Origin of the sequence: Pseudovibrio sp. W74 (assembly GCF_001623085.1) — a bacterium.
In the GTDB taxonomy this organism is placed as follows: domain Bacteria; phylum Pseudomonadota; class Alphaproteobacteria; order Rhizobiales; family Stappiaceae; genus Pseudovibrio.
On sequence record NZ_LMCJ01000054.1, the window covers coordinates 14282 to 27325 of the forward strand.

8 protein-coding genes and 1 pseudogene are annotated in these 13044 nt (G+C 48.1%); 6 read left to right on the plus strand and 3 right to left on the minus strand.

All coding sequences use genetic code 11. The features are described from left to right. The 6 genes and pseudogenes from PsW74_RS28505 to PsW74_RS22540 all read left to right on the plus strand — a co-directional run. Positions 1-1165 (plus strand): annotated as a pseudogene (locus PsW74_RS28505) (DDE-type integrase/transposase/recombinase); the annotation flags it as partial. Positions 1166-2387: 1222 nt separating this feature from the next. Continuing rightward, positions 2388-3569 carry an MFS transporter gene (locus PsW74_RS22520; protein WP_063288907.1) on the plus strand — a complete coding sequence of 394 codons (1182 nt, stop codon included), beginning with the start codon at positions 2388-2390 and terminating at the stop codon, positions 3567-3569. A gap of 22 nt (positions 3570-3591) precedes the next feature. Continuing rightward, positions 3592-4932: a SidA/IucD/PvdA family monooxygenase gene (locus tag PsW74_RS22525; RefSeq protein ID WP_063288908.1), complete on the plus strand. Its 1341-nt coding sequence runs from the start codon at positions 3592-3594 to the stop codon at positions 4930-4932. A gap of 43 nt (positions 4933-4975) precedes the next feature. Continuing rightward, the gene (locus PsW74_RS22530; protein ID WP_082830678.1) at positions 4976-6811 is read left to right on the plus strand and encodes an IucA/IucC family protein; all 1836 of its coding nucleotides are present in this window, start codon (positions 4976-4978) and stop codon (positions 6809-6811) included. Continuing rightward, positions 6798-7856, plus strand: a complete 1059-nt coding sequence (locus PsW74_RS22535; RefSeq protein ID WP_082830679.1) for a GNAT family N-acetyltransferase — start codon at positions 6798-6800, stop codon at positions 7854-7856. Before PsW74_RS22530 ends, PsW74_RS22535 begins: the two co-directional genes overlap by 14 nt. Further along, the gene (locus PsW74_RS22540; RefSeq protein WP_082830680.1) at positions 7853-9637 is read left to right on the plus strand and encodes an IucA/IucC family protein; all 1785 of its coding nucleotides are present in this window, start codon (positions 7853-7855) and stop codon (positions 9635-9637) included. The genes PsW74_RS22535 and PsW74_RS22540 overlap by 4 nt, the downstream gene beginning before the upstream one ends. A 148-nt stretch (positions 9638-9785) precedes the next feature. Here PsW74_RS22540 and PsW74_RS22545 read toward each other — a convergent pair whose 3' ends face one another. From PsW74_RS22545 to PsW74_RS22555, 3 genes are read right to left on the minus strand one after another with little or no spacing between them, the layout of a single operon-like run. After that, positions 9786-11000: an aminotransferase class V-fold PLP-dependent enzyme gene (locus tag PsW74_RS22545; protein ID WP_193775959.1), complete on the minus strand. Its 1215-nt coding sequence runs from the start codon at positions 10998-11000 to the stop codon at positions 9786-9788. A 47-nt stretch (positions 11001-11047) separates the two neighbouring features. After that, positions 11048-12172, minus strand: coding sequence for a cupin domain-containing protein (locus tag PsW74_RS22550; RefSeq protein WP_063288912.1), 1125 nt, complete (start codon positions 12170-12172; stop codon positions 11048-11050). Between the two features lie 54 nt (positions 12173-12226). Continuing rightward, on the minus strand, positions 12227-12895 hold the full coding sequence (locus PsW74_RS22555) for an XRE family transcriptional regulator (RefSeq protein WP_063288913.1): 669 nt from the start codon (positions 12893-12895) through the stop codon (positions 12227-12229). Positions 12896-13044 lie beyond the last annotated feature (149 nt).

Below are 13044 nucleotides of genomic sequence, written 5' to 3' on the forward strand. Positions count from 1 at the left end.
AGAAGGGATTTAGCAAGGGCTCTATTACAGTTGGTCTAAGGGGTTCCTTTGAAGCTGACAAGAAGCGCCTTGCTGGTAACATAGCTCGACAGGCGAGGTTTTAAGCAGTTGTACAAAGAGGCTGCGAGCTCAAAGAGATGGTCGCTGAACAAGCCCTGGGACTTTGACTTCTTAAAAATGCGTTCTCAAGGATGGGACGATGAAGAATGAGGTATCCCACCCAGGAGAAACTGGAGATTATCCGACAAGTTGAAGGGTTCCATTAACCAATCAAGCGCGCGTTGGAGCTAATGGGCATTCCCCGGTCCACGTTCTACGTCTGGTATGATTGCTATCTGGAAGGACGCGTTGAAGCACTGGAGGACCGGATTTAGCATCCCTCCAAGGTCTGGAACCGTATTTCTGAGGAGATCATTGAGCTGGCGCTTGACAAACCAGACCTATCATCGCGAGAGCTTGCAGTTTGTTTCTCAGACACAAAAAATATTTTGTTTCAGAGGCTTTTGTATATCGACTACTAAAAGCGCAAGACCTGATCACGTCTCCGGCCTATGTGATCATCAAGGCTGCTGATGAGTTCAAGGACTAAATTACAGCGTTAAACCTGTAGTGGCAGACAGATTTTACCTACTTCAAGATTATCGGTTGGGATGGCTTTATCTCTCAACTGCTTTTGACGACTACCTCAGCTACACCATCGCCTGAAAGCCATGCATCACCATGAAAGCCAAGGATGTCACCGATACCCTTCAGTTGGTACTCGATGCCTCTGGCTGCGAGCAGTCAAAAGTCTAGCACCAACCGTGCCTGCTTTCCGATAACGGTAGTTCCTACATCTCTGCCAATCTGGCTGAATGGCTAGAGGAAAAGGATATGAAGCATGTGCGAGGGGCACCGTATCATCCGCAGACGCAGAGCAAGATCTGGCATCAGACCATGAAGAACCACATGCTGCTTGAGAACTATTACATGTCGGAGGACTTGGAAGCGCAGATCCTTAGCTTCGTCGAGTACTATAATCACCACCGTAATCATGAGAGCTTTGGCAACGTAAAACCAGCCGATGCTTATTTCAGGTGGGATAATCAGATCCGACAGCATAGGCTGATGGGAAGCGCAAAACTCTTCAAACAACCGTTTGCTCTACCACGCACAAGCCGCATAACATCAACATGTAAGAGGACCCGATACTCCGCTATTCGAAAGCCAATTTTGTCCAGCTATCCTTGATGGCGGACACCATAGTGATCGTCATACTGCCTACATTGTCATCAAGTGCACGGGCAATCTGTTCACAGGCCTCATTAGAGCCTATGTTCGTCAAACCCGCTCTGGGGGTAGCTGGTGTGTAGCAATTCTGATTGTGCTGGTTCTCACAGCCCTTCCTCTACTTGAGCTGCCCCCCTGCTCGCCTTCCAGACCGCGATCTTATGCGGTGGGACTTTACCCACCAGATCATCAGTACAGAGCAAAATTTTGGGAACGCATTTTGAACTCGTGGTTCGCACCTAGTAGAAGCGAGAGGAGTATTGCACCTCAAGCTTTCAATTAGCATATTGGTTTTCATGATATTTTTGCAATAACATTACCGTCGTAGGCATGGTCTATAGAGGCATTTCCAGGAGGAAACCAGGAGAGGAAATTCTTGATATCAAATGTGCAGTCAATTGCCTCCATTTTATCCTCTGGATTATCTTCAAAATAAGCACTGAGAATGCAAGCAAAGATTTCTCTAACGCTCTAAGTTGGTTTGCTATTGAATGTTATAGCACAGGATATTTTTGATTTCTTCTCAATACTAATGGCCTTAGTTGGAAGAAGGGAACACCGTATAGATTCGACGTATTATCACGGACAAATTTAAAGTACTACTTGCATTGGGGCACAGTCTTGATGGGGAGTAAAGAAAACGGTAAAATGCTGTTTCGATCGCAAGTCATTCTATGTATGTAACTTCCGTTCGCTGCTGTACCATTGGCAATATTTGCTTCTGACAACAAGAAAATGAGGGAGTTCAACAGCTGTAGCTACTTGAGGGTTATTATCACCATCATTATTGCTTTGAACTATAAGTGTTTTCGTAACCTCAAGGTATTTAACCAAACAAAACAGCCGCTTAAATCTCAAACTCTCTCCCTCCTCACCGACAGTTCTCTTCTTATAGAAAGCCATTTCCTATCCAAACCTCTTGCACTGCGTTTCAACTATGCAACTGCGGTAGTTTCTGTATTTCAAGAGAAACACTCGCTTTAAAGCCCTGCAATGTTTGATAGATCAGCTTGACAGAGCGATCACGAAGTTATACTTGAATGTATGACTCATATTTAATATGCGCTTCCTGATTGTATTGAGAATAGTGGTCTCCATTGTTTAAACCTGCGATAACTATGCCTGCCATTGCGGCGAGTACATTCCATCAAGCGTGTCTGGTGGTCATGGTGCCGTTGCTGCAAGACGTCTTTGATCTGACACTCAGTATGATTGGGGTTGTTGTAGGAACAGGCTTGATGGCAACAGCGATCAGCCTGCCAGCTTGGGGACGGGTAGAAGCATATATCGGAGCTCTCGGTGCCTTGAGGATCATACTGAGTTTCGCGGTATTAAGCGTGTCTGCAATTGCAATCAGCTTTTTGCTAGTCAGTTATGCTTTAATCTCCCCTCTTCTCGGATTAGCTGTCCTCATTACGGCACGAGTTGCTTATAGCATCACAGTTCCAGCTCTCCTTCCGCTGACTCAAGCCATACTCGCAAGAAATACGCAAAATTCCTCAAAGCTTCTGACTCCTATAGGTCGTTTGAGTTCTATGACAGGTCTTGGACGACTTGCAGGAAATGCAGCTGTAGCTCCGCTCTTGCTTCTTGGAGGGGCCGCTCCGCTTGTTGCTCCAATTCCAGTCTATGCGGTTTGCTTATTTTTCGCATTCAAGCAGTCATCACCGGCAACGATAAAACGCCCAAAGAGCCGCGAGCAAAAAGACCGGTTCACACTTCCCAAAACTGCACTTTTGATTGGATTTGCCCTGCAATTGTGCCTTGGTGCAACATATGTGTTGCTGGGCCCGCTCATAAAAGACAGCATGCAGCTGGACTCAACTGAGGCAACTACTTTTGCAAGTTATTGTCTTACTGCTGCTGTTCTAAGCGGATTGGTTGCTCAATTGGGGCTCTTACCAATCTTTCGCAAACATACAAGCATTGTGCAAATCACCAGCGCAATGAGCTTTACAGCAGGCCTCACTCTGCTTTGCGTAGCGCATACGCTGCCTTTTATCGCGATGAGTGCAGCTATCATTGGCGCCTCAGCAGCGCTGCTCTCAGCGACTAATTCAGTATATTTGCTGAAACAATTGCCAGCTTCATTCAAAGCAAAAGGTTCGACCACTCTTTCCTGTTCTCAGTTTGCCGGATTAGCCACAGGTTCCATTCTTGGAGGCTTTGGTGGAGAAGCGAGTCTGACCCTAACTTTTTCATTTGCCACCCTTATCGCACTTGTTTTTTGCGTGGGTGGTTCCGGGTTCGTGATCAGCCACAAGCCAGTTGCGCGACCTTTGCGTCCCTCTGATATTTAACAGAACACAAAGGAGCCTTGAGATGTCCCAGATCGTCAAGATGCCGAAGAATACGCAATCAGTTTATGACCTGATCGGACTAGGCATAGGGCCGTTTAATCTGAGTGTTGCCGCACTGGCACAGAGCTCATCACGTATTCGTGCAGCATTTTTTGACAGCAAGTCAGAATTCAGCTGGCATCAGGGATTGATGTTTTCGCGATCTGTTTTGCAAACGTCGTTCTTGAAAGACCTTGTCACAGCAGTACAACCGACCAGTGCATACTCGTTTATGGCGTTTCTGGTTGAAAAGAAGAGGTTCTATGACTTTTTAGCTGGCCGTTTCACCGGAGTAACCCGTGTGGAGTTTAATGAATATCTTGCATGGGCTGCTGGCAAAATGAACCATCTTCATTGGAACCACACTGCCCAGGAAGTCTCGGTGAAAGACAACCGTCTCTCTGTTGCGTTTGAAAACGGACGAGTTGAGCACACTCCCAATCTTGTTGTGGGTACAGGCATGAAGCCTTTTGTACCGCAGTGGGCGACCCCTTATTTGGGTGAAAATTGTTTTCACGCAAGCGGTTACCTCAACAAAGCACGGCAGACAAAAAGTAAGCGTATTGCAGTAATTGGTGGCGGACAAACCGGTGCGGAAATTGTTCTGGACCTTTTGACAAGCAAACAAGCAGCTCCATTGGAAGTCCAGTGGATCAGCAATTTACCCCGGTTCTCCCCCCTAGAAGAAGGTGGGTTTGTTGATCAGGTTTTCACACCTGCTTATGTTCAGAGCTACCAGACACTGCCCAAGCAAAGCCAGCGACAAGAAGTGGTAAACCAGAAGCTCGCGAGTGATGGCCTAACCCCAAGCACCGTCGATGAGCTGTACGCAGAAATCTATCGCCGCAAGCATCTTTGCGCGGATCCTTGCACCATCACTTTGCTGCCGGGACGGGACGTAAAAGCCATGGAACAGCAGGGAACCGGCTACCGGCTGACCTCAAACTCCACGATCAGCGGTCAGACGGAAACGCAGCACGTGGATCAGGTCATACTAGCGACAGGGGCAAAACCAGCGCTTCCGGAGTTTATGACGCCGCTCTTACCGCGCCTTTCATTAGATGAAAATGGCCTGCCGGAACTGGATGCGTCCTACCGACTGCAATGGGACGGACCAAGAAACTTACAGATTTTTGGGTTAAATCTCGGCCTTTCTTCTCACGGCATTGTGGATCCGCAAATGAGCCTCATGACGTGGAGGAGTGCGACCATATTAAATGCTGTTGTTGGAGAGCCTCTCTTCGATCTGGAAGAAGACAGTGAATTAATCGATTGGCCAAGTGTGCCACGAGCGGAAACCTTAAATCAGGTCATACCAGCCTGAACTGCTGATTAAATCATTAATTGCTCTATTCATCAGGTTCGCCATGAACAAAACCTTAGTTTACACTCAGGCAAACAATCGTCCTGTGTCTGCACCTCCGACACCTTTACAAAGGGCTGAGCATGCCACTGCAAGTGCGTTCTTAAATGCGCTCTTGCGCGAATGGTCAGGCTGGTCTTTTTTATCACACGAGCAAAAAGAGCTTTTATGTTTTTGTGAGGATACAGTTTGTCTTCCTCTGCAAAACAATGATCGCTTGTTGCTGCAAGTCCCTCACCATACAGCCGCTCGATATGAAATACAGCTGCCTTTTTACCTCTGGAACAGCGAAGGGCATTGCAAGCCTGTCAGCCTCATGAGTACGCTGACTACACTTATTACAGATAGTACAATCAGCGGTGAGCACAGCGAAAAGCAGTTTACGCTTTTATCGAGGGTGTTAGATAGCCATCAGGCTCAGATGCGAGCTTATGAGCTGGACGCTAACAATACTTCTCATCCTGCAGAGAACTGGAGGTTTCAGGAAGCTGAGCAGGCGCTTATTTCCGGCCACCCAACCCATCCAAACCCGCGTAGCAGAGACGAACTGACCAAAGACGATGCCTTGTTGTTATCGCCTGAATTAAAGGGGCAATTTCCTTTATTCTGGGTTTTGGCAGATCGTTCGATCCTAGTTTCAGGTTCTGGTGTGCAAAGAACTGCTTTTGACATGTGCTTGGAGCTTGCCAAGAGCGATAAAACTTTGCCGGAAACACTGCGGACTAAAGTTGACAAGGGTTACGTGCCCATTGCCTGGCACCCATGGCAGGCAGAACGTTTATTGGCTCGTCCTGAAATTATCCGATGGATACAAGAGGGTTTTCTTAAACCTTATGGGTCAGTTGGCAAGCCTTTTGCGGCAACCGCATCAATGCGCGGAGTACACGACTTTAAAGCGCCATACATGCTTAAGTTTTCACTTTCCATGCGGCTGACAAATTCAAAAAGAGTACTGGCTCGCAAGGAAGTTGAACGCGGTGTGCAGATGGCAGAACTGCTCTCAGGTGCCTTGGGGGACAAGCTGGCAAATGATTTCCCAAATCTGACCATCCTTACTGAGCCCGGATATGTTGCTCTTCAAGATGAAGACGGCGGCGCACTGGAGGATAGTTTTGTAGTCTTGCGGGACAATCCGTTCCATGAACCGACACAAACCGGCCCCGCCATGCTCGCCAGTTTATGTGAACCCCAACTTGGTGCTCCATCCCCACTTGGTGACTTAATTTATAGGCAGGCGGCACAAAAAGGGCTCTTCCCTCAGGGATTGGCAGAACGCTGGCTGGATGCATTCATGCAAGTGGCTATCCTGCCTCTGCTTGATATTCGCGCCAGACATGGTCTGCTGTTCGGCTCTCATCAGCAAAATATGATGATTGCACTGAAAGATGGCATGCCCGCTCATCTTTATGTCAGGGATTGTCAGGGGACAGGTCACTTAACGACCCATCATGATGTCCTATCTGCATACGTACCTGACATTGGCAAAAATGCCGAAAATGTGGTCCCCCCGGAGATTGGTGATGAGCTTCTTTGCTATTACGTGATTGTCAATAACCTACTCCATACCGTGAGCACTCTGGTGATTGATGGCTTGATGGACGAGGCGCGCGCCTATGACACGCTCCGCAGAAGATTTAAAGCTACAGCTCAAAGTACGACCGGCGATCCAGCCTTTTATGACTATCTGCTGACCTCTCCAACATTGGTCAGTAAGGGTAACTATCGCACTAGCCTTAGCAACGTAAACGAAGCATCAGGCGACGGAGCTGGCCAGCTCGCAACATTCTTCAAAATAGCCAACCCATTTATTAACAAGAGAAATAACGATGACATTGCATAGTATGCCTATTGGCTCATCACTTTCGATTGCCCATGAAACGCATGATGGCTCCTCTGATTGCAGATTTGCTCGCGTTGTTACATCCGGAGATTGGAATGATGGACAGCTAACCGTCTTGCGAGACACCAAAGCTTTTGCTTGTGCTCATCTGGAGAATGCGACAGAGGCAAACCTTAGTTTTTCATTCTATTTGGAAGGTTCTGAAGAAGAAAAACTTGAGGCAGTATTGCTGAGTCTGGAGGCATGCTTTTCGGCGCATCCAGAGATAGAAACTTTGAAAGTCAGCCTTCCTGCAGATACTATTGATCCGCGAGACCTGCCATTTCTTGCGGTAGCAAATGGGCAGTATCAAGTGTATCGCTCCGGCTTCTATCAAAACCCACAGCTCTGGCTCCTTCACAGATCCACAGGTCGTCTTCGCACCGGTTTGGTCGAAGGGCCAGATGGTCGGGATCATCCATTAAGACCACCACATCCAACCGGGCTGTGCTACGAGCGTTATGACCCCGTTGCTGACGTTGTCGTATCGTTTCGTGCCGTTGACATAGACCGTGATCTGGACAGATTTCATCGCTGGATGAACGATGGCCGTGTCGCATATTTCTGGGAGCTGGCAAAATCTAAAGATGAGCTGAAGGCATACCTGGAAACATTCCAGGCCAAACCCCACACCTATCCACTAATTGGTTGTTTTAATGGTGAGGAAGCTGGCTACTTCGAAACTTACTGGGTGCGAGAGGACCGTCTTGGCCCTTATTACGCCTCGCAAAGTTACGACAGAGGCTGGCATGGCCTGATTGGCGAACGCAGGCACCTAGGCAAAGTGAAAACCGGCGCTTGGTTGCGCGGGCTGACACACTATCTTTTCTTGGACAGCCCGTTGACTGATAACATAATGGGTGAGCCTCGGGTGGATAACGCCAAACTGCTCTCCTACGCAGATTCTCTTGCCTATGAAAAACTCACGGAATTCGATTTCCCGCATAAACGCTCGGCACTCATGTGCTGTCGGCGGGAGCGTTTTTTTGAGGAGATTCGTTTATGATCCTCGACAAACAGCATTGCAGCACAATGGTGACGGACACTACGACACCCTCGCCCTTGTGGCCAAAAGCCTGCCAGACAGCGCTCGCAAAGTTACTTAGTGAACTAACTTATGAAGAAGTTTTAGACCCCACTTGTATTGGCGGCGAAACTTTTGAGCTACGCCTTGCCTCAGGTGTGCTCTACACGTTTCAGGCGCAAACCATGACCTGGGGGAATCTCTGGATGGATGCAGGCAGTATCACCCGGGCTCCCGCATTGGCACTGCCATTGTCTCCACTTCAATTCTCAGTGGATGCACAGGTCGAACTTGGAATGAAACCGGAAACACTGGCCACTTTTCTGCGTGAAATGTCCAACACTCTGCGTCAGGATTTATTTCTGGCTCAATCCTGCGAAGGTTGTGATGCTGACACGCTCCTCCAGATGCAACCATATGAGTTACACGCGCTGCTGGAAGGCCACCCAAAAGCTGTAGCAAACAAAGGACGCCTTGGTTGGGGAGCAGAGGATGTCGCCCGCTTTGCGCCGGAGAGTCGACAACCGATCGAGTTGTTATGGCTTGCTGCTCGCCGTGAGAACTGCGAGAGCAGCGATAGTGATATCCATGCAGAAAAAAGCTTTCTGAAAGACACCTTAGGCGCAACTGAAATGGTGCAACTAATGGACACTCTGAAAAGCAAAGGAGGTACTCTAGAAAGCTACTGTCTCATTCCTGTACACCCCTGGCAGTGGGATCACGTGCTCCAACAAACGTACATCAATGATCTACAAACAGCAGACCTGATCCTGCTGGGTACATTTGGCGGACGTTATGTTTCGGGCCCATCTTTGCGGACGCTCACCAGTCTGGACCGCCCTGAAAGCCCAGATGTAAAGGTTGCTCTGACAATCCTGAACACGTCGGCATGGCGAGGAATTCCTGGAAAATACATCGCTCATGGAGCTGACTTATCTGAGTGGTTGGATGGAATTGTTCAATCAGATGATCACTTGAGGAATAAGGTTTTCATTCTAAAAGAACTGCGCGGTGTATGGTATCGCCATCCGTTCTATCAGCAGCTTCGCGACATTCCCTATCAGCATGATGAAACTTTGGGGGTAATCTGGCGGGAACCTGCAGACTACAAAGTGGGACCAAATCGCAAAGCTTATCTTTACGCTGCCTTGTTGCACAAAGATAGTTCAGGCGTTCCCCTGGCTGCTCATCTCGCGCAAAAGGCAGGTCTTGATTTAACGGATTGGCTACAAAAGTTGTTTGAAGTCACCGTTGTGCCGCTCTATCACATGCTCTGCGTATATGGGCTTGGTTTTATTGCTCACGGACAGAACATAACAGTTGTTCTGGAAGACAATGTACCTGTCGGTATGGCAATCAAAGATTTGCAAGGAGATGTGGATCTCGTAAATGAGATTTACCCTGAGCAGTGCGATCTAAGTGATGAACTGCGCGCATTACTGCCAGCAAAGCCACCAGCTTACATTGTACATGACATTCAAACTGCTCACTTCGTCACGGTGCTCAGATTTCTTTCATCTTCGCTGGCGCAAGCCGGGCAGATGACTGAGACATGTTTCTACCAAATTCTTACAGGTACGCTGAAGAGCTATATTACCGCCAACCCGGAATATGACGCGCGCTTTAAGACATTTGAGCTCTTTGCACCAACCATTCCCAAAGTGTGCATCAACAAGGTGCGCTTTGAAATTGGATATGGTGACAGCACTGAACGCCCCTTGCCTGCGCTTGGTATGGATTTGAGTAATCCCCTACTCTGCTAAGATGAAAAGGCAGCTCTGCAATGTGATAGAGCTGCCTCTCTGCCTAATCTCTGACAATGAAGAAATTTGCCAGAATCCAGCAAGAAGCGATCAGAGGAGAGCTACAATCAACGAGTTTGTCGTCTCGCAGAAACGCTCCTCTTACAAATCAGGCTTGCGTAGCCATTGCCTGCTCTTCCAGAACAGCACGAAGTTGTTGTGTTGCCTCCCACATATCTGCGTGTGAATGATAGAGCGGTGACAGACCAAATCTCACTGCATTCGGAGAACGGAAAGAAGAGGTTATGTTCTTCTTCTTAAGCGCTTCAACGATTTTGCTTCCGTCTCCCGGAATGCGAACGCATACATGTCCGCCGCGTTCATCGTAATTTTCAGGGGATGCAAGTTGGACACCAAAATCACCGCATTGTTCTTTGATTAGCGTAACCAGTGTTTCACTCAAAGAACGATGCTTGGCCCAAACCAGATGTGGGTCAACCGAATTCCAGATCTCTGCTGCACACCAAAAAATCTCATTTGCAATCACCTGCGGAGACCCGGTCATGTGGCGCAGAACGCCTTCAGCTGGCTCAAACTGCTCAGAAAATGAAAATATATTTGCATGACCGATCCAACCAGAGATCTCCGGCCAAATCTTATTCTGATGCTTTTTGTTGATGTATAACCATGCAGGACCACCAGGACCGCCACACAAATACTTATAACCACATCCAACCGCGAAATCTGTTTGTGTACCCTCAACATCCAGCGGAATTGCACCCGCAGAATGAGAAAGATCCCAAAGTGTTAATGCACCCACAGAACGGGCTTTGGTGTTGATTTGCTCCATATTGAAACGGCGACCAGAGCGGTAATCCACTTGAGACAGATAAACGACTGCAACATCCTCAGTGATGGCGTCGAGAATGTCTAACTCAGGGTCCGCATAGGCTACTTTCAGCTGTTCGCTATGTGCGTTCTCCAGGCCTTGCGCTACATGAAGGTTGGTGGGGAATGTGGTCTTCTCGCTCAAAATCACCTGGCGATCCGGGTTAAGCTTCAGCGCATCTGTCAGCAACTTGAACAGGTTTAGCGTGGTATTGTCGTAGGCAAGCGTATCTTCTGGAGCAGCACCAATTAAGCGACTTATCGCAGCACCAATTTGCATAGGCCGGGCCATCCAGCTGGCCGCGGCCCAACTCGCACTGCGTTCATCCGCCCATTCACTTTGAAACACATGTGCAAGATGCGCCGGAACTGACTTTGGCATAGATCCAAGGGAGTTCGCGTCTAAATGTATGACGCTAGGCCGTTCTTCAAACAACTCCTTGCAGTGTTTGAGCGGGTCACTATCGTCAAGCGCTATAATATCTTGATAATTCACTGAATTTCCAATCTTCACAATAGGATGCATGGAGGCAGCGAAGCCGTTTAAGGGGTAACGTCGTGAAGCTTGGTCTCAAAGCCTCCCGGCAACGAGACTTCCAAAATCTCGAGATCATCAGAACCATTCAGCAGAGATGTTTTCATCGTTGGCGGTATGACAAACGCATCTCCAGCTTTCAATTGATGGGCTTTGCCCTCTTCATTGACCAGGGTAACGCTGCCTTCCATGACAAAAGAGAACAAGATATCCGAGGTGTGGCTGGTAACAGCCCCAGTTGGCCCCGTCGTTGCACGGGCAACTTGCACATTGGCAACCTGTTTTGTTGCTAAACCAATGCCTGTATCTCTGCATTCAAAGCCATCAAGGCGATGGGGCTGCCATATGGCGCTATCTAATTGATGATGAACAAATTTTTGCCCCTGAAACTCACGCTCTGGGTTCACAGTTCCATTCGGCAAGTCCATCTCGTGATCAATGCTGGTGATATGTTCTGCTGGAACGCCAATTTCGATCACCTCAAGCTCACCAGAAGATTCCAGTACACGATGCCGGATCTCTGGAGGTTGGATAACACAGTCGCCAGCTTTGAGGATAAAAGGCTCACCTTGATCTTCATAAACAAGCCGGACCCAGCCGCGATAGCAAAAAATCAACTGAAACCCAACGGTGTGATAATGCACCATATCCGGAACAGGACCTGCATCTGGAATGCGGATGTGAGAGGCAATAATACTGCCACCCAGACGATCCGGGATCAGGTCACGATACTGCATACCAGCACGGCCAATCACCCACGGATCATTGTCAATCATATGCCTGACAATGAAAGAGTGCTGGGTTTTGGGCATTTCCAGCGCAGGAGAGGCGTCAACAATCTCAATTTTAGTGCCATTTGGCGCGATCAGTTCGGTTTGCCCTTCAGCAAAATCAGCAGGCTCTTTGCACAATAAACGCAGTGTTCCTGGTTGTTCTGATGCACCCTTTTCCAGGCGCACCCGAAGACCGTGACCGGACATCACCGCAATGGCAGGATTATCAGCTGGGAAAATCATATCCAGCTTCATACCGAGCATCTTGCTGAAAAACGGCAAGTCCTCCTTTAAATCGTTGGTTGGCAACCGTATTTCAGCAGATGCAATATGATCTGTCTTGGTTTCTAACTGTGCCACTTGACGTCCCTCCCAGAATTTCAAATGTGATAAATAAAATTGAACGCGTGGTGCTTATTCACCCTCACTTTTGATGTGCGTGGCATCAATCGTCGCGATTACCAAAATACGCGCCGGAGTATCACCAGCACAAACGTAAGCATGCTTCATTGAGCTATCGAAATAGATGGAGTCTTCTGCCTCTAGAAGCAGAGGGGCATAGTGTTCTGAATGCAAATGCAAGTTTCCCTCCAGCACAATCAAAAACTCTTCGCCTGGATGAGCATGTAATCCGCCAACCTCCTCCAGAGTTCGCCCTGCTACAATATCAATGGCTGGATTCATCATTTTGTTGGTGATGTCGTTACTCAACACCTGCGCACTATAACGTTCTGTTTCCAGAAAAACGCCCTGCCCTTTGCGCGTAATGCTGCGAATGCCACTGCGAGCCGGACTTGCCGGGTTTTCAAAAAATGCAGACATATCTACATTGAGAGCTTGTGACAAAACATAAAGATTGGCAGCACTCATCAGCGTTTGATCATTCTCCACACGGGACAATGTCGCCTCTGAAATCCCAGTCTGTATGGAGAGCTCACTGAGTGATAACTGCAATGCTTTGCGGAAGGTTTTCACACGCTCGCCAATGTGCAGTTTCTCTTGCCTCTTCGCGTTCGTAGGCTTTCGAGAGATCGCTGCCGTATTATTTGTTTCACGTCGCAAAATAGATAGTGCCTCGCTCATTTAGATTACTTGTTTGTTCGTGCATATAAGTGTTGTGCCACACAATAGAATGACTAATTTCATTAGCGCAAGAGAATTTCATAATTGAAATATGAAATAGTATTTAGCTCAGAGGTCAAAACAAGCGAGTGACTTCTGATGATATCTCC